Annotated in this window: 16 protein-coding genes and 3 pseudogenes; all 19 read left to right on the top strand. The window is 30.1% G+C overall.

Features of this window, described 5'->3' with window-relative positions:
* The first annotated feature begins 418 nt into the window (after positions 1-418).
* The 19 genes and pseudogenes from RCG18_RS09165 to RCG18_RS09250 all read left to right on the top strand — a co-directional run bounded on the left by RCG18_RS09165 (position 419) and on the right by RCG18_RS09250 (position 18,187).
* The gene (locus tag RCG18_RS09165) at positions 419-2,344 is read left to right on the top strand and encodes a glycosyltransferase family 39 protein (RefSeq protein WP_308041001.1); all 1,926 of its coding nucleotides are present in this window, start codon (positions 419-421) and stop codon (positions 2,342-2,344) included.
* Positions 2,345-2,654: 310 nt separating this feature from the next.
* Complete coding sequence (locus RCG18_RS09170; protein WP_308041988.1) at positions 2,655-3,173, top strand: class I SAM-dependent methyltransferase; 519 nt, start codon at positions 2,655-2,657, stop codon at positions 3,171-3,173.
* A gap of 36 nt (positions 3,174-3,209) precedes the next feature.
* Positions 3,210-4,655: an undecaprenyl-phosphate glucose phosphotransferase gene (locus tag RCG18_RS09175; RefSeq protein WP_308041002.1), complete on the top strand. Its 1,446-nt coding sequence runs from the start codon at positions 3,210-3,212 to the stop codon at positions 4,653-4,655.
* 145 nt (positions 4,656-4,800) lie between these two features.
* A complete protein-coding gene (locus RCG18_RS09180) occupies positions 4,801-5,268 on the top strand; it encodes a MarR family transcriptional regulator (RefSeq protein ID WP_308041004.1) in 468 nt (155 codons plus the stop codon).
* Positions 5,269-5,335: 67 nt separating this feature from the next.
* Positions 5,336-6,385 (top strand): efflux RND transporter periplasmic adaptor subunit, encoded by a 1,050-nt coding sequence (locus tag RCG18_RS09185; RefSeq protein ID WP_308041005.1) that lies wholly within the window; start codon positions 5,336-5,338, stop codon positions 6,383-6,385.
* 14 nt (positions 6,386-6,399) lie between these two features.
* Positions 6,400-7,578, top strand: coding sequence for an ABC transporter permease (locus tag RCG18_RS09190; RefSeq protein ID WP_308041006.1), 1,179 nt, complete (start codon positions 6,400-6,402; stop codon positions 7,576-7,578).
* Positions 7,575-8,345 (top strand): ABC transporter permease, encoded by a 771-nt coding sequence (locus tag RCG18_RS09195; protein WP_308041007.1) that lies wholly within the window; start codon positions 7,575-7,577, stop codon positions 8,343-8,345. Before RCG18_RS09190 ends, RCG18_RS09195 begins: the two co-directional genes overlap by 4 nt.
* A gap of 11 nt (positions 8,346-8,356) precedes the next feature.
* Positions 8,357-8,758, top strand: coding sequence for an ABC transporter permease (locus RCG18_RS09200; protein WP_308041008.1), 402 nt, complete (start codon positions 8,357-8,359; stop codon positions 8,756-8,758).
* A gap of 149 nt (positions 8,759-8,907) precedes the next feature.
* A complete protein-coding gene (locus RCG18_RS09205; protein ID WP_308041009.1) occupies positions 8,908-10,242 on the top strand; it encodes a transglutaminase domain-containing protein in 1,335 nt (444 codons plus the stop codon).
* Between the two features lie 174 nt (positions 10,243-10,416).
* Positions 10,417-10,578 carry a hypothetical protein gene (locus RCG18_RS09210; protein WP_308041011.1) on the top strand — a complete coding sequence of 54 codons (162 nt, stop codon included), beginning with the start codon at positions 10,417-10,419 and terminating at the stop codon, positions 10,576-10,578.
* A gap of 5 nt (positions 10,579-10,583) precedes the next feature.
* A complete protein-coding gene (locus RCG18_RS09215; protein WP_308041989.1) occupies positions 10,584-10,871 on the top strand; it encodes a MarR family transcriptional regulator in 288 nt (95 codons plus the stop codon).
* Positions 10,872-11,223: 352 nt separating this feature from the next.
* A complete protein-coding gene (locus RCG18_RS09220; RefSeq protein ID WP_308041012.1) occupies positions 11,224-12,564 on the top strand; it encodes a biotin/lipoyl-binding protein in 1,341 nt (446 codons plus the stop codon).
* On the top strand, positions 12,561-13,265 hold the full coding sequence (locus RCG18_RS09225) for an ABC transporter ATP-binding protein (RefSeq protein WP_308041013.1): 705 nt from the start codon (positions 12,561-12,563) through the stop codon (positions 13,263-13,265). Before RCG18_RS09220 ends, RCG18_RS09225 begins: the two co-directional genes overlap by 4 nt.
* Positions 13,266-13,268: 3 nt before the next feature.
* Positions 13,269-14,483 carry an ABC transporter permease gene (locus RCG18_RS09230; protein ID WP_308041014.1) on the top strand — a complete coding sequence of 405 codons (1,215 nt, stop codon included), beginning with the start codon at positions 13,269-13,271 and terminating at the stop codon, positions 14,481-14,483.
* A gap of 258 nt (positions 14,484-14,741) precedes the next feature.
* The gene (locus RCG18_RS09235; RefSeq protein ID WP_308041015.1) at positions 14,742-15,377 is read left to right on the top strand and encodes a hypothetical protein; all 636 of its coding nucleotides are present in this window, start codon (positions 14,742-14,744) and stop codon (positions 15,375-15,377) included.
* 123 nt (positions 15,378-15,500) lie between these two features.
* Positions 15,501-16,169: pseudogene (locus RCG18_RS09240) on the top strand (ABC transporter ATP-binding protein); the annotation flags it as partial.
* A 99-nt stretch (positions 16,170-16,268) separates the two neighbouring features.
* Positions 16,269-16,829 (top strand): annotated as a pseudogene (locus tag RCG18_RS28990) (ABC transporter permease); the annotation flags it as partial.
* Between the two features lie 144 nt (positions 16,830-16,973).
* Positions 16,974-17,360: an ABC transporter permease gene (locus tag RCG18_RS28995; RefSeq protein WP_374119126.1), complete on the top strand. Its 387-nt coding sequence runs from the start codon at positions 16,974-16,976 to the stop codon at positions 17,358-17,360.
* Between the two features lie 114 nt (positions 17,361-17,474).
* Positions 17,475-18,187 (top strand): annotated as a pseudogene (locus RCG18_RS09250) (tyrosine-protein phosphatase).
* Positions 18,188-18,575 lie beyond the last annotated feature (388 nt).

Raw genomic sequence — 18,575 nt, forward strand, 5'->3', positions numbered from 1 at the left:
AACAAATTAACTTATACGTTGGTCAAAACCTAGTAATTTCAAGGTTTTGGTTCTATGTATAAGTTATTTTTAGAGTTAGAAACTCTATATAAATTTTCGAGGTAATATGTTATATTATACTAAAAGGTGTCTTTAGGCATAGCAGGTTTAATAAAAAATGATAAAGATAATATAGACGATATAGTTAAAAAATGATTTTGGTTTTATAAAAAAGAATTATTCTTGAAGTAGAAATGTATCAATAATTGAGAACATATGGATTTATAAAGTGGTGAAAGAACGTTAAAGTATTAATTGACATAAGAGATATATCTAATAGACTAAAAAGAATAGTTACATAGATATTTTAAATTTTATTAAGTAAGCAAAGAAGCAAATAATATTATTATGTATTTAAATTTATTTAGGAGAATAGTAAATGAATATACTATTATATTTTATTGATAACTTTATATTGTTATTAATTGCATTTATCGTTGACTCTTTTTATAATGAGAATTCCATGCTGAGAATAGTAAACATTTTAATAATATACATTATTGAAATGTTTACTATAATAATCACCTTGGGAATTGTTATTAATAAACTGAATTTAATAAGTATAACAGCATTTTGTGTTTTTTTGTTAGCTTTAATTTTTGCTATAATAAATCTTAATAAAGTAAAGATAAAGTGTTTTGCTAAAAGAGTGAAAAAGACAAACTTTGAGTTTTGTAATTTGGACAAGTACACAAAAATTATATACTTTTTAATATGTATAACATTAATATTTAAATTAGTTAATATATTTTTATTGATTCCTTACACTTGTGACAGTACACTTTATCATTTGCCTAATATAGTAGATTATATACAAAATCAAAAAATATATTTAACGGATAAATCTATATGGAGCAACTGTTATCCTAAAAATATTGAAATTTTAAATCTTTGGCAGTTAATTTTTTTTAGAAGTGGTTTAACTTTAAGTATAGTTCAATATGTTATTACTATTATAGGCGGTATAGGGGTTTATTCAATCTTAGAAGAACAAAATATTAAAGAGAAATATTGTGTTTTAGGTATAGCTTTATATATATGTACACCTGTCATATTAGCACAAATGGCTACTACATATGTAGATACAAGTTTATGTACTTTTTTTATAATTTCAATATTATATTTAGATAAGTTTATTGAAAGCGATAAAAGATATTACTTAATATTGTTATCTTTAACATTAGGATTCCTATTAGGTATAAAGTATTCAAGTATAGGATACTATGGAGTATTTATTATATTTAGTTTTGCATATATGTTTAATAAATTAAAAAAAACATCAGATATAATAAAGAATCAAATTTGTTTAATATCTATAAGTTTAGCAATAGGATCAGTATGGTATATATTTAATTATATAAATTATAGTAATCCTATATATCCGTTTGAAGCTAAAATTCTTGGTGTAATATTTTTTAATGGAGCCGATGTTCATCAAACAATAATGGAGAATAATACACCATTAATGATTAGAGGGAAAAGCTTGTTATATCAGCTAACTATATCATGGACTGGAATTGGTACAAAAGAAGACAACATAACACTACTAAATATAATTAAAAATAATCTGGTGGTAATGTACGATCAAAGAATAGGTGGCTTAGGGATTCAGTGGATACTAATATTTTTACCGGCTGCTTTTGTATTATTATACAAAAGAATAAAAACTAAAGTTTTAATAAAATTTGAGTTAATAAGTTTTTTAATAGTTATGATATCTTTTATAATTACTCCAAGTAATTGGTGGAGCAGATATACATGTTTTATAATCTTAATTGGGATATATTCGTTTATAACAATATTAAACAACTATGAACAACTGTGGAGTAGGGTGAAGTTTTTATTAATCTTGTGTGTAACCATTAGTTGTATTCAATCAAGCATGCTTGACTTAAGGTATGATTTAATAAGTATTAAGAATTATATTTCAAATAATAGGAATTACCAGCTAAGAAGTGCTTATATACAAGTACAATATTCAAGTAAAGAAGAAAATTTAAATGAAATATTAGGGTACATAAATGGTAGTAACAATAGTAAAAAAGTATTATGTATGAATGGCAGAAATGTGTATTATTATCAAGGTTATTATACTCAAAATATAGTAAGAACCTTTGATGATATAAACTTATATTCTAAGTTTGATGAATTGATAAATAACTTTAGTCCTGATTTTATCATAATAGACAAAAGAAATAATTTGAAAATATATGATTATTTTGTTAGACATAATCATGATTCAAGTGTGAAATATTTAATAAAATCTATAGGAAATGATCTTATGCTATATGAAAAACAACTATAATGTTTGCCACTAAAAATATAGGAATATTAACAAGCAAGTGATATAGTAATAAAGAATTAACATGTCAACGTCTTGAAAATATATGTATAGATAAATTAGTGAAAAGAGCATTTAAGTTATTAATTGATATAATTAATATACAATGCAATAAATGAATTTACAGATAATTATTTATAATAAAAATACATGAAAGGAAAGTTATAATGAATTTTGATGTGCCTTTATTATACAGGGTGAAATAATGGATACACGTAAGAAAAATGAAAAAGAGTTTCATAATTAAACATTTGGGAAAAATAAAAGAGAAAAAATTAGTAGTTATTACTCAGTTCAGGAAAAAAGCAATTCAGCTTACGTTAATACATTAATCGATAATTGCAGAAATAAAAAGGTACTTGAATATGGCTGTGGAACTGGAAGTATGGCATTTTTAATTTCTCAAAATGGTGGACATGTAACTGGTATAGATATATCGGATGTAGGAATAGAGGTAGCTAAAAAAATAGCAGTGGATTCGAAGCTTGATATAGATTTTCATGTCATGGATGCTGAGGAGTTGAATTTTGATAATAATACCTTTCATTTAATATGTGGTTCAGCTATACTCCATCATCTTCATTTAGAGAAGGCATACTCCCAATTAAATAGAGTTGTTAATAAAGATGGACTTATAGTTTTTGTTGAACCTCTTGGGCATAATCCGCTTTTAAACTTGTATAGGCAACTAACTCCTTCAATAAGAACCAGTGATGAACATCCATTTAAAGTAAAAGATATTAAACTTTTAAACAAACATTTTAAAAAAGTAAATGTAATAAAATTTTGTTAGAGTACAAAGGAATAGGTAAATGGAGGCGTAGAATGTATGATAAGACAGAATCAAAAATACTTTAATGTAATATTAGTAATTATAGATGCCTTAACTTTACTTATTGCTATAAAAATTGCTTGGTATATTAGATTTAATTTAAATATTTTATCAAAAGCTGAAGGAAACTATCCTTTAGAGAGATATTTTGTTCCTTTAGCTTGTATGATACCAGTTTATTTAGGTTTATATAGTCTTTTTAAGCTATACACACCTCATCGATATAAAGGAATCATAAAAGAAGTAATAAATTTAATAAAAGCTAATATATTAGGAATATTATTATTTATTATGATGTTATATCTTTTTAAGGAAATAAATTATTCTAGATATATGATTGCAACTTTTTTAGTAGTAGGTACAATGCTTTCGTGTTTAGAGAGATGTTTTTTGAGAGGCTTTTTAAGACTACTAAGGAAAAAAGGATACAATTTAAAACACGTAATATTTGTAGGGGTAAATGACTGTACCTTTGATTTCATGAATAAAATTAAATCAAATAAGCATTGGGGATACAATGTAGTTGGAGTATTCAGTGATATACTTGAAGAAAAAAAATTCCTTGAACAGCAAGAGGTATATTCTGAAGTGGCAGCTGTATTAGAAAGTAATATGAATATTTTAGGGAGTATAAAAAGTATAGAAGAGTACTTAGGCAGTTATCCTATAGATGAAGTATTCATAACTCTTCCCTTCAGTCACTATAAAAAGCTGAATTGGGTTATTGCAATATGTGAAAAGAATGGAATTAAAGCACAGATAATACCAGAGTTTTCAAAGTTTCTTTCCTCAAGACCATACATAGAAGATATAGATGGCACAGCCATTATAAGTATGAGATACATACCACTAGACAGTGTACTTAACAAAGCTATCAAAAGAGCCTTTGACATAATATGTTCTTCCTTGAGCATTATAATATTTTCTCCAGTAATGCTTTTATGTACAGTAATCATAAAAATAACTTCGCCAGGACCAATAATATTTAAACAAGAAAGAGTTGGATTAAATAAGAAAAATTTTAATATGTACAAATTTAGATCAATGCATATACAAAGAGATGAAGAAGAGAAAGTTCAATGGACCACAGTTGATGATCCGAGAAAAACAAAATTCGGTTCCTTTATTAGAAAGACAAGCATTGATGAGTTACCGCAGCTTTTTAATGTGTTAAAAGGAGATATGAGTTTGGTTGGCCCAAGACCAGAAAGACCGTATTTTGTGGACAAGTTTAAAGAAGAAATTCCAAAGTATATGGTAAAGCACCAGGTTCGCCCAGGAATAACAGGTTGGGCTCAAGTTAATGGCTGGAGAGGGGACACCTCAATAGAAAAAAGAATTGAATGCGATATTTATTATATAGAAAATTGGAATTTGTGGCTGGATATTAAGATACTGTTTTTAACTGTGTTTAAAGGTTTTGTAAATAGAAATGCATACTAAATAATAGAATCCAAGACTATAAAAAGTCCTGGATTTTTTTTCTTTAGATTTTATTGACAATTATAGATAAGTTTTATATAATCAACATATAAATAGTAAATATATTAACTATTTATATGTTGATAGTAAATTAGGAGGCGATTTGGTGACAGTGAACAATAATTCTCCGGAAACTGATCAGATGAGATTAATTGAGATAATTATTAGACTAGGAAGCTTAATACAGCAATTATTTGACGAATTTTATAAAACCTTTAAGCTTACTAAAACTCAATTTACTGCACTTTATAAAATATCTTTAGCTGGAGAAGAAGGAATAGCTCTATCCGTACTAGGTGAGCAGATGTCTGTAACAAGAGCGAATATAACCTCTTTAGTGGATAGAATGGTTGCAAGAGGAATTATAGTTAGAAGCATGAACGAAAATGATAGAAGAAGTATAAAAGCAGTAATAACAAAAGAGGGAAAAGAAATCTTAGAGAGAGTAATGCCTAATAGTGAAGTATTTAGTTCAGAAGTATTAAGCTTTTTAACTGAAAATGAGAAAGAAAACTTTTATGAGCTGCTTAATAAAGTTGAAAAGTATGTAATTGCCAATTATTTTGAAAAGTAAAATGCATTTCTCTATGTTTAAAATTTTTATTAATATATAGTATCAATATATTACAGGAGGGTTTCTTATGAAACGCAAAAATATTATTCTAGGAACATCAATACTCGCGATGGTAAGTCTTTTTACAGGATGCAGTAATGCTGCTGCATTAACAGGAGATAAGCTAATAAAGCAAAATAATGGACACTTGACTGTTCAAGGGAATATAGAAACTAAAGAGATAAACATAAATTCCAAAACATCAGGCAAGATAAAAGAAATAAAAATTGTTGAAGGTGACAGTATCAAAGGTGGACAAGTTTTAATAACAATCGACAATAGTACATTACAGGCAAAAGGTGCTCAAACTCAAGCTAAAATTGAAGCAGCTACAGGACAAAAGAAAGTTGCAGAGGCAGATAGACAGGCTGCTCAAGCAGTACTTCAAAAGGCTCAGAATGGAGCTAGACCAGAAGAGATTGCGCAGACTAAAGCAAACTATGATTTAGCACAAACAAGTTATGATAGGGTAAAGGCATTATATGATCAAGGCTATGCACCGAAAGCGACTTTAGATGAAGCACAAAATAAGCTAGACTTAACAAAAAATCAATATGAAATTGTAAAACAGGGCGCAAGAGCAGAGGATGTAGCTGCAGCTCAAGCTCAAGTGGCTAAGGCAGAATCTGCTATTCAGGCATATGATGCGCAGATTAAGGAAGCTCAAGGTGGACTAAGCGAAGTACAGACATATATTGATGATACTACAATAACTGCGCCGGCAGATGGAATAATAACTCAATTGAATGTTGAAGTAGGTGAATTGGTAACTCCAGGAATGCCACTTCTTGTAATAACAAATACAGAGAAACCATGGATTGAATGTAATGTAAAAGAAACAGACCTTGGGAAAGTAAAATTAAACGGAGAAGTATCAGTAAAGCTTTCAGCATATCCTAAGGAACAATTTAAGGGTAAAATAGTCAGAATAAACGAAAAGCCTGATTTTGCAGTTAAAAGAGCGACAAACGATAATGGTGAGTTTGATGTATTATCTTATGGAGTAAAGGTTGAGTTAACTAATATAGATAAGCCACTTCATCCTGGAATGACAGCTATTGTTGACTTTGGAAAGTGATGTGAGATGCAATAATGAATGAAAAAGTATTAAAGTTCATACGTTTAGGTAAAAAAGCTAAAAATTTATTTTTTTCATTTTTATTTGTACTTGGAATTCCTATTATTTGTAGTTTTGTACTGGGTTATCAAATGAAACAGCATCAAGTTCAACATATTCCAACTATTGTTGTAGATCATGACAACTCACAGTTTAGCAAAATGTTAATTAATGAAATAAAGACAAATGAAATATTTAATGTAACTAATTATAGCGATAGGGATGAAGATGTTAAAGATCTAATGGGGCAAGAAAAAGTAAGAGTAGGTGTAATTATTCCTAAAGATTTTTCAAAAGATCTAGTTAATGGAAATGCACCTAAAGTTCTTATATTTTATGATGGCTCACAAATGGCTGTTTCTAGTGCAGCAAAAGCAAGAATGAGTGAAATTCTTCTTAGTATTAAAACTGGATACTTAGAAAAGTTAGTTCAAGGTAAATTAGGTAAAATGCCTGAGGTCTCTAGAGATTATGTTCTTCCAATGTATTTTAACTATAGAGTTTTAAATAATCCTACTAGAAACTATATAAATTTTCTAATACCTGGGATGATTATTTCTCTTATTCAAGTTAGTCTTGTTATGATGGGTGTAGATATAGTTAAAGAAGATGAGAAAAACTACCTGTGGCTATGGATAAAGGGTATTTTAGGTGGACTTCTAGGGGTAATTTCCATTGGAATAAGTCTAGCAATTCAATTTAAATATTTTGCTGTGCCTTTTAGAGGAACTTTTAATGGAGCTGCTATATTGACAGTTTTATATTCCATAGGGCTAGTGAATTACGGGGTACTTATAAGACTTATTTTGCCAGAAAAAGTACTTGCATTACAGGTGGCTTCTATACCTATTCTTCTTACAACTATTTTGGCTGGCTTTACCTTCCCCTTACTAGCAATGCCTAGTTATTTTCACAAACTTGCCGAGTTTCTACCTTTCCTTCATTATGGTGAGGTTATAAGGGATTTATGTCTTAAGGATATAGGAATATCATATATTTTGCCTCAAATAAATTGGATGATTAAGTTTGTATTATATATGTGGATAGCTTCCTTTGGAGTTTTCATGTTAAAGAAAATTGTTAAAAAGAAATATACGAGTATAAAAAGTAAAAAAGATCACCAGCAGAAAACTGAAGAGGTGGTTCAAGTATGATTATTAAAAAGAAATTTAAGATTAGGCCAGTAACTATAAAGAACATTTTGTTACTTGTTTTAGGACCTATGATTATTGCTATTATTTTCGGATTGGTATTTAGTAAGGTTTTTGTAGAGAACATTCCTATGGGTATTTTAGATATGGATAATTCATCTATATCAAGAGACATTACAAAGCAATTTAAGGAAACTTCAAAATTTAATGTTTGTTATTTTCCTCAATCTGAAGAGGAGCTTAATGAGGCAATAAAGACAAAAAAAATTAATGTAGGTCTTATTATTCCAAAGAATTTTAGTAATGATGCTGTAATGACTAAGGCGCCTAAAACTTTGCTTTTAGTAGATGAAACGAACTTAGTAATAGGAAATACAGCCATAGGATATGGCAGTCAAATATTAAATACTATTAATGCAGGAGTTCAACTTAAGGTTTTAGAGGCAAATAATGTAGCGCCTTATTCTGCGCAAAAGTCTATTGCTTCTTTGTCCTTTACAGAACGTATGCTATATGAGCCCCAATTGAGTTATATGAGATATCTTTTATATGCACTTATTGGGTTAGCTATTCAGCAAATATATATTGGAGCTTTAGCGCCAGCTTTAATTGAAGAGAAATTGAACATGGTAAAGATTAAACTTCGTTCAAAAGAAGGAGTCAAAAAGTTAATTAAAATTTGTTCAAAAATCTTAGTTTTTTCTTTGATGGCTTATGCAGGATTTTTGGAGGCTTTTATATATCAGGAAAATATTTTGATCTTCCTTTAAAAGGTACTATATTGAATTCCTCCATACTTCTTGCTCTTTTCCTTATTAATCTTACAGCAGTATCCTTTATTTTAGCTTTCATTTTTGATGCTATAGATCAGTGTGTACGTTTTAGTATGTTTTTATCCGTTCCTACAATGCTTACAGCAGGATATATATGGCCAGAATATATGATGCCGCCAGGTTTTTTCAATGTTGTAAAAAAAGCATGGCCTCTAGTATATTTTATTAATCCTTTAAAAACTATAAACATAAAAGGTGTGGATTTAAATGCTATAGCACCTTATGTACATGGTGGAATATATTACGCCTTGTTCTGGTTACCTGTAGGAATCGGATTATATTTATTTAAAATCTTTGGATTTAAGATTATACAGAGAAAATTTTTAAAACCAAAGGAACACGCAGCTTAAAAAATTATGAGACCAATAGTGAATGAACTGTCTACCTTAATGGGAGCATATCGGAGCTATTGGTCTTTTTATATTTGCGTTGAGCAAATAATCCTGCTGTGGTATATTAAATTTATGGTAATAAGCTAAAAGGTAGGTGAAAAGTAAATATGAACAAGAAAAACGGTATTAAAAAATTCGGAATAGTTAAAATTCAATTTTTAGCTATTTTAATGTTATTATTATTTTATTCTACTACTGGACATGCTCAGGAGGCTTATAAAGTTTTCCCAGCAGTGCAGAATGTGACTACAGATAAAGTATGGAATGTTAAGTTTTCACAAGAACTGGACCCAGCTACAATAACTGATAAGAATGTAAGGGTCTTAGATGAAAGTGGCAATGCAGTAAAGGTGAATTTAAGTTGTGCTGGAAGCACTGTAACAATCAAGCCTCCCAATAATTATGGAGAAGGCAAAAAATATACTGTACTTATAGATAATGTAAAATCTAAAAAAGGTAGTTTGATAAAATCACCTTTGAAAATGGATTTTACAACTAAAGAAAATGTACAAACTAATAATGAAGTTGGAGTAGGTTCTTATTCACTTACAGATACACATAAATATAAGATTACTGATACTTTTACTGTGACTGCTAAGGCAAATACAAAATTAGAGTTGAATTATAATATAGGAACTGACAGTAATTCACCTTATCAAAAGGAATTAAATCTACAAGTTTTAGGACCAGATGCCAAAATAACCTCAAAAGACTCCATTCACAAACAACTTACTGTGAACACCAATATAAAGGCTGGAGACAAAATTCAATACCAGGTTATTAGAACAGTAGAGAACAGTGGAATAAAGTACATAAAGGATTTATCAAAAACTTTAGGGAATTATAAAAACTATAGTGATTATAATAAATATACTTCTCCTAGTGATAAAATAGAAAGTGATAACAAAGAGATAATAAGTAAGGCTGAGGAGTTATTTAAGAACACCCCGAATCCATATTATAAATCTAAGACTGCATATGAATTTGTTAATACGTATATGGCATATGATGTAAACAGCGGCAATAAGGGAGCGTTAAATGCTTTAAATACAGCTAAGGGAGTTTGTGAGGATTATGCTGAATTGTATGTTGCATTATTGAGAGCCTCAAAGGTTCCTGCTAGAGTGACTACAGGTTTTTGGGTTGATACAAATGCATTTAACAGTAGTAAAGTAGTTGATGGTAATGCGTCCAGTCATGCTTGGGTAGAATACTACCTTCCAGAATACGGATGGATTCCAGCAGAGCCTACAAATATATATTATAGAAATGGTCAACAAACTATAGACTTTGACTTTTTTTCAAATTTGAGTTCTTCGGGACACATTGTTACTGGGTACGATCCAACGGGAGATTTTAGGGATAGCAATCTTTCATATTCATTTTCTCAAGGCAGTGGAGTATATGTTGATAAGAAGACAACTATTGAAAAATTAAATTAAATATGAAATATAGTATAGAGATTTGAACAGTTAGTAGTTTCTCATAAAGGTTGAGTAATAAAGAGAAGCTGCTAACTGTTCTTTTTTTATTTACAAGATTTTTATTAGAAATGTACTTCAATATATGGTAAAATTATTTCATAATTGAAATATTTAGTTGTGAGAGGAAATATTATGAGTAAGGAAAAAGCATATGATATTGCCCATGAATTGATAAAAGTGATAAAGCTGCTTAGACGTAAGACCTTTGACAGTTCTAATAACAATAATAATAACATAAATCTATCTTCGCATATGATATTACATTTATTAAAGGATGAATCAAAAAAACATTAACTAAAATTAGTGAGAAATTAGGATTACCTAATAGTACTGCATCGGTTTTAGTAGAAAAACTTGTGAAGGAGGGTCTTGTAAGCAGGGTAAGAGATAGTGAAGATAGAAGACGAGTAATTATATGTTTAACAGACAAGGCTGAAAAATTTGTTGAAGAGATGAGAGAATCGCATATAGTAGCTTTTGGGAAGCTTATGAAAAATGCTACTGAAAAAGAGATAGAGGATATTTTAAATGGATTTAGAACTTTGTCAAATATTATAGAAAGAGATAATGAAGCACCACAAACATAGAAGTAAGAGACTTTATTAAATATAGCAAATTTAAAAGCACTCTTGAGAATAAATTTATTGTAGGTAGTAGGGACAGTTCACAATTTTTCATCAAAAACTTATTAATGATTGATGAAAAATTGTGAACTGTCCCCATTTCTTTACGAAATCTTAAGATTTAGTTTATAAAAAATTTAGAAATATGACGTATAATTGTAAATGTAGAAATATATTTAAACTTGTGACAAAAAATAGGTGACAAGCCAATATGAACATGTATTTGACTTGTTGTTTATTTTCGTGTGTCTAAGCGAAAGCTAATGGTAATTAGATACATTGCAAGAAATATAAGTTATGTAAGAGGGGAAAGAGTATGGGAGAAAAGGCGAAGTTAAGGAAAATTAAGCTTAATAAAAAAATAATTATTATAAGTATTGTTGTACTAGCTATTGTTGGTATAGGTGTATCATCGTATACTAAGGCACAGAAATCTAAAGTTAAGCAGGTAACTATGGCTAAGATTACAAAGAAGAAAGTACTACAATCTGTATCTGCAACTGGAAATGTAGAAGCAAAGAATAGGAATGAGATAGTTTTAAATCCAGCACAGAAGGTTGTGAAGGTCTTAGTTAGTGAAGGACAGCAGGTAAAAAAGGGTGATGTATTAGCAGAGTTAGATGTTTCTGAGTATGAAAATCAGCTTGAAAAAGCAAAACTAAATGTGGATAATGCACAATCTACTTTAAATCAACTTCTTGGTTCAGGTTTAGAAACAGATAGAAGTAACGCTCAAAATGGCTTATCACAAGCACAAATAACTCTTGAAAATGCACAAAGAAATTATGATGATTTAAATAAAAAACATCAACAAAATCAAGGATTGCTTAGTCAAGGATACATATCACAAAGTGATTTTGATGCTTCTAAAAAAGCCTTAGACGATGCAGCTAGTGCTATTAAAGGAGCACAATCTGCTTTAACAAATTCAAAGAATGTACTTAACAATGTTAATTCTTCTAATAGTGACAAGGTAACAGCGCAAAGAACTCAAGTTGCATTGGCGCAGGCAGATATAAAGAATTTTACTAAAAAAATAGAGGATAGCAAAATAAAGGCAAATATTGATGGGATAGTTATAAAAATGGATGCTAAGGAAGATTTATTTCCAAAAACAGGAGATATGATTATAGTAGATGATAATTCAGCACTTAAAGTATCTATTGACATGACTCAGTATGATGCCATAAAGCTTACTAAGGGACAAAAAGTAAATGTAAAAGTAAAAGGATTAGATAATAAATATACTGGAGAAGTGACTGAGATAGGTGAAATGGCACAAATCAAAGCTAATTCTACAGATAAAGATTATAAGATTAATGTTAAGATAACTATAAATAACTCAGATGGCAAAATAAAGGCTGGATACGAGGCAGATGCAGAAATCATAATAAATCAAAAAGATGGTGCGCTTGCAGTTGGATTTGATGGTATTAAGGAAGAGAAATCTACAGGTAAAAAGTATGTTTATATAGTAAATAATAAAAATAAAGTTGAGAAAAAATATATAAAAACTGGTACTGAAACAGATTATGATGTAGAAATTATAGATGGGCTTAAAGATGGAGATAGATATATTGTAAGCCCTCCTGATACTATTCATGAAGGTGATGAAGTGGCAGAAGCAGCAAACAAAAATGGGGGGACTAAAAAGTGATAATTAAGCTTGAAAATCTTGTAAAAGTGTACGACACTGGTGCAATTCAGCTAAAGGCATTAAAGGAAGTCAACCTTGAGATAGAAGAAAAGGAATATGTAGCTATAATGGGAGCATCAGGTTCAGGTAAATCTACTCTAATGAATGTACTAGGATGTTTGGACAAGCTTACAGATGGTAAGTATTATTTAGATGGAGTGGATATTTCTTCTCTTGATGATAACAGCCTTGCTGCGATAAGAAACAAAAAAATAGGTTTTGTATTTCAAGCTTTTAATCTTCTTCCAAAGCTTACTGCTTTGGCTAATGTTGAGCTACCAATGATGTATGCAGGAGTGCCAAAGTCTGAGAGAGAAAGAAGAGCTAAAATTGCCTTAGATAGGGTAGGCCTCGGGGATAGAGTACACCATAAACCAAATGAATTGTCAGGGGGACAAAAGCAAAGGGTAGCTATAGCAAGAGCGCTCGTAAATGATCCCGCAATAATACTTGCGGATGAGCCTACAGGAAATTTGGATAGTCAATCTAGTGAAGAAATAATGGGTATATTTCAAGAATTAAATGATGAAGGAGTAACTATAGTTATGGTTACCCACGAGCCAGATATAGCTCAGCATACTAAAAGGAATATTGTGTTTAGAGATGGGAATATAATCTCAGATGGTTTAGTTACTGAAAGAACTATAATAAGGGAGGAATAACTGATGAATATAGGAGAAAGCTTTCAATCTGCAATGCAGAGTGTAAGAACAAACAAGTTAAGATCCTTCCTGACAATGCTTGGAATAATCATAGGAATATCCTCAGTAATAACTATAGTATCTATAGGAGATGGAGCAAAACTTTATGTGAAAAATCAATTCCAAGACATCGGTACTAATGTAATTAATTTTAAAATGAATTCTAATACAGATGAAGGTATAAAGGAAAGAGACTATTATACTTTAGAGGATATTAAGCTTTTAAAGGAAAAGGTATCTGAAATTACATCCATTGAAGCATCCATTGGAGATATTGGTTCTGTAAAGAATGGAAACAATAAATCAAAGCGTATGTATGTTTCAGGGACAAATGCTGGCTCTACGAGGCTTAATGGTATTGAAGTAGTAGCAGGGCGATATATTAGTGAAGCGGATGTCGAAGCAATAAGAAACGTTGCAGTAATAGATAATAAGACTGCAGAAAAGTTTTTTGGAGGTGCTGATGCAGTAGGAAAATCTGCAAAGTTAAATGTTCAAGATAAGACTATTAGTGTAACTATTATAGGAGTATTTAAGGAAAAAGGCTCTGAGATTGGAGAAGCATTGAATGAAAATATGCCTGGATCTGCAATAATTCCTATAACTATAGGAGATAGAATATTTAAAGACACTTATATATCATTTTTAACTGTAAATGTTTCAGACATGAAGAATGCAGACCAAATAACTGCTAAAATATTAAAAATTCTTGAAAACAAGCATCAGAATAAAAATAAATATATTGCTGAACAGGGCTTTAAGGAATTGGCTACTGTAGATAAAATGTTAAGCATGTTGACCTTAGGACTTGGAGCTATAGCAGCTATATCACTTGTTGTTGGTGGTATAGGGGTTATGAATATAATGCTTGTATCTGTTACAGAAAGAACTAGAGAGATAGGTATAAGGAAAGCCATAGGAGCAAAGACCAAGGACATTAAATTACAATTTTTAATGGAATCTGTAATACTTTGCTTAATTGGAGGGGCTATTGGAACTGTATTTGGTATATCCTTAGGTAAGGTTGCCAGCATATTCATACATATAGAGATCCCAGTATCTATTAAGGTAATATTACTTGCCTTTGGTTTCTCATCTGCAGTTGGTATTTTCTTTGGATTATATCCTGCAGGTAAGGCGGCGAAACTTGACCCTATTGAAGCCTTAAGATATGAGTAATATTATAGCAAAAAATTGGTTTTAAAAAGATAATATATGCCTACATGGTAGCTGCGGATCACTTTAAAACAGGTATCTCAGAAATTTTAGACAGCTAATAGCTTGGTAAAACCAGTTATTAGCTGTTATTATTTGAATTTGCAAGTTTATAAATTCGATAATATTAACTAAAAATAATTTAAGAAGTTGGTTTTTTATTAGCCATTTGCATGATACTATATTTATAAAGATTTTAGATATCTGCTTAAGGAGGATGTAATGAGAAAGACAGGAAATAAAAAGGCAAAGAAGCTATTACTGATTGTAATTGTAGGAATAATCATTGCTTGTGGTGTATTCTTTAAGCTATTAACATGGAATTCAGAATATACTGCTCCAAGTGCAAAGTTATCTCACGAATTTATATCTAATGTGGTAAAATCTCAGAGTACTGGAATATTAGAATTAAATAATGAAGACTTAAATTCCATAATAAAGATTTATATTGATAAGAAAAACTACGGGAATTTAAATATAAAAGCTGTTCATGGAGAAATAGCAGACAAGGAATTAAATTTTTACATTCCCTCTAGTTATAAGGGAGTAGAATTTCTTTTTTCATCTAAAGGTACTATGACCTTTGAGGGCAACAAGGTGAAATATAACCCAGAAAAATTTTATGTCGGCAAGGTACCTTTACCAAGAGGTTATGTTCTAAGTAGGATCAGCGGTTTATTTCATGGAGGCATTTCTATAGAAAATAATAGTGTATGTCTAGATGCAAGTTTGATACCTCTAAAAGTAAATAACGTATATTTAAAAGATAGCAAAATTGTTCTTGAGGTTAAAAAATTCAATGATACCTATAATAGCAAGTTGAAATTTCTAGAGGAGTTGCTTAAGTATATTCATTAATATATTGATTGGTTAAATTCAAATAACATACAGCCTAAAGGCTGTTTTTGTTTTAGCTTTAATATGCTAAAATATAAATAGTAAATTTTAGCATATATTCAATTTTAAACTTATGGGGGAACTATGGGAAAGATTATAGAATTAGAGAATATAAATAAGATATACGGTAAATCTATTAAAACTCAAGTGCTTTATGATATAAATTTATCCTTTGAAGAAGGGTCATTTAATTCTATAATAGGAGCCTCAGGTAGTGGAAAAACTACTTTGTTAAATATAATGGGTACTTTAGATAAGCCTACTAATGGACAAGTGTATATTGATAATGAAAGGATAAATGGTATGAGTAGAGCCGCATTAGCTTCTCTTAGAAATAGAAAAATAGGATTCATATTTCAATTTCACTATCTACTGCCAGAGTTTAATGCGATAGAAAATGTGCTTATGCCTCATACAATAAAGAGATTCTTTTGTGGTAAAAAAATTCGTAAAAAAGGTGAAGAACTTTTGGATTTGGTAGGATTATCTGAATTTAAGCATAAAAAAGTTTACGATCTATCAGGAGGACAACAGCAAAGAGTTGCAATTGCAAGAGCCCTTATGAACGAACCTAAAATTATATTGGCAGATGAACCAACAGGGAATTTAGATTCCAAATCGGCTAAGGCAGTATACGATGTGTTTAGAGAGATAAACAAAAGATTTAGAACTACTTTTATAATTATAACTCATGATGATAGGATAGCTAAAGAAGCAGATAGAATAATAAAAATAAGAGATGGTATGGTTTCTGACATAAATTATGCTAATGAAAGGAAATGGATAATGTTTGCATCACTAAGGATAGCATGGAGGTTCTTAAAAGATAGTAAGGCGCAAACCCTGATTATAATACTAGGAATAGCTATAGGAGTATCTGTTCAAATATTTATTGGACTTCTAAGCAAAGGGCTTGAAATTACATTATTGAATAAGTTTATAGGTAATTCCCCGCATATAACAGTATATTTTTCTAAGGGGGGAATGGAAGACTGGCAAAATAGAAAGACCAAAATAAACGCTGTGAGTAAAGATATAGATGTAGTGGCTCCCGTAGCTGAACAACAAGCTTTTATAAAGCTCACAGACATAAAAGAACCTACTAGAATAAGAGGATTTATACCTGAGGATCTTAATAAGTTATACGATATTAAAAGCAAAGTCTATGAAGGCAAAATGATAGAAAATAACGGACAAGCATTAATTGGTAGAGAACTTAAAGAAAGACTTGATTTAAGACTAGGAGATAAACTTAATATAGTAACAATAGATAAAAGAAATATTGAGCTTACAATAGTGGGTTTTTATGATCTGGAATCTGCAGGGCTAAATAGATTCTGGATTTTTACAGATTTAAAAACTGCTCAAGATTTAATAGGCTTTGGCGATAAAGTTACCTCTATAGAGATTGGCGTTGTAAACCCATATTTAGCGGATAGTCTATCGAAAAAGGTTAGTAGCTCTCTTAATGATAAGGATTTAAAAGTACAAAATTGGAAAGATGAGAATAAGCTTTTACTTAGCGGAATAATAGGGCAAAAGATATGTACTGTAATAATTCAGTTTTTTGTTCTTCTGGCGGCTGTACTGAGTATAGTAAGTGTACTTGGCATAACTGTAACTCAAAAGTATAAGCAAATAGGTATATTAAAGGCTATGGGAATAAGAGATAGTTCTGCTGCATTTATATTTTTAATGCAGGCCTTTATTTTAGGGATTGTAGGAACTGCACTAGGAGCAGAACTTGCAATGATGTACATAAAAGGTTTCAATACATATATAGTAACAACAGAAGGAAAGCCAGTAGTAGACATTGTTATAAATAATAAGTTTATAATTGTTTCTGCTTTAATTGATATAGCAGCTTCAACTTTGGCTGCATTCTTACCTGCTGTAAAAACTTATAGATTAAGCCCTGTTGAGATAATAAAAAATGGGAATTAGAATTGATTAAAGAAATAAGAAAATAAAACCTAAAAGGTAGAACAGCAAAGGTGATGAAGTATGATAGATTTACATAGTCATATATTACCGGGTATAGATGACGGAGCAAAAGAAATGGCCGTGACCATGGAAATGCTGGAAATTGCAGTTAAAGATGGTACAAAGAAGATTGTAGCTACTCCTCATTTTTATACAGGTTGCTACGAAAATATCTATGAAGATGTGTACAAACTTGTAAAGGAAATTAATGTTAAAGCTAAAGAAAAAGGAATAGATATTGATGTGGTTTCAGGACAAGAAGTATTCTTAGACAAACATACATTGGAGTTTTACAAACGTGGAGTTATAAAGGGTATAGGTGAAACAAGATATATACTAATAGAACTTTCAATGGAGAGAATGCCTAAAGATGCCTTAGATATTATATATGAGCTTAGAATAGAAGGAGTAGTTCCTATAATTGCTCATCCAGAAAGATATAATTATATAATAGAAAAACCTTCTAGGATAAATGAGTTCATAGAAGAAGGGTGTCTTTTTCAAATAAATTCGGGAAGTATTAGCGGCATGTTTGGTAAGAGAATACAAAAATCTCTCAAATGTTTATTCAGCATGGAGTATGTGATTTTATAGCCTCAGATGCTCATTCTACTGGCATGAGATCACCAAAAATGAAAGAAGCTTTGAAACAGGTGGAGAGCTTAAATCATGTTTTATATGAAAATGTCATAAATAATGCTGAGAAGCTTTTGAATAACTCTAAAATATATTCAAGAGCGGAAAAAATTAAAGAAAAAAAAGGATTATTTAGCTTTTTCAAGAGATAGAGAATTGAAGCAAGATCTTAATTCAGAGGGGGATTCTTTTACCCCATCTGAATTTTAGAGCTGCGAATGCATGACTTACTTGGCGTTGAACTCCCACTTGAAGAAGTGGGAGACTTACGGCAAGTTGGTTAGGTTAAAAACAGTTGAAATAATTAGTGAAGGAAGTAGAAGTACATTTGAAAGTTAAAGAACTTTCAAATGTACTTTTTTGTAAAATTTATATTAATTATAAAGAATTTTTTGAAAACAATAATATAATATTGTAAAAGAAATTTACAATATTATTAGAAAAAATTATAATGTTATTAAGAGTTAAACGTTATCAGATTTACTAATTAAGAGATGAAAGCTAAAAGGACGATATGAGATATTTGCTGACAACATAAGG

This window comes from Clostridium sp. OS1-26 (assembly GCF_030915445.1).
Taxonomy (GTDB): Bacteria; Bacillota; Clostridia; order Clostridiales; family Clostridiaceae; genus Clostridium_AM.

What these genes read in the sequence shown, in the direction of transcription:
- RCG18_RS09165 (WP_308041001.1), top strand. Translation starts at nt 419, where the DNA reads ATGAATATACTATTATATTTTATTGATAACTTTATATTGTTATTAATT.
- RCG18_RS09175 (WP_308041002.1), top strand. Translation starts at nt 3,210, where the DNA reads ATGATAAGACAGAATCAAAAATACTTTAATGTAATATTAGTAATTATA.
- RCG18_RS09185 (WP_308041005.1), top strand. Translation starts at nt 5,336, where the DNA reads ATGAAACGCAAAAATATTATTCTAGGAACATCAATACTCGCGATGGTA.
- RCG18_RS09190 (WP_308041006.1), top strand. Translation starts at nt 6,400, where the DNA reads ATGAATGAAAAAGTATTAAAGTTCATACGTTTAGGTAAAAAAGCTAAA.
- RCG18_RS09195 (WP_308041007.1), top strand. Translation starts at nt 7,575, where the DNA reads ATGATTATTAAAAAGAAATTTAAGATTAGGCCAGTAACTATAAAGAAC.
- RCG18_RS09205 (WP_308041009.1), top strand. Translation starts at nt 8,908, where the DNA reads ATGAACAAGAAAAACGGTATTAAAAAATTCGGAATAGTTAAAATTCAA.
- RCG18_RS09210 (WP_308041011.1), top strand. Translation starts at nt 10,417, where the DNA reads ATGAGTAAGGAAAAAGCATATGATATTGCCCATGAATTGATAAAAGTG.
- RCG18_RS09220 (WP_308041012.1), top strand. Translation starts at nt 11,224, where the DNA reads ATGGGAGAAAAGGCGAAGTTAAGGAAAATTAAGCTTAATAAAAAAATA.
- RCG18_RS09230 (WP_308041014.1), top strand. Translation starts at nt 13,269, where the DNA reads ATGAATATAGGAGAAAGCTTTCAATCTGCAATGCAGAGTGTAAGAACA.
- RCG18_RS09235 (WP_308041015.1), top strand. Translation starts at nt 14,742, where the DNA reads ATGAGAAAGACAGGAAATAAAAAGGCAAAGAAGCTATTACTGATTGTA.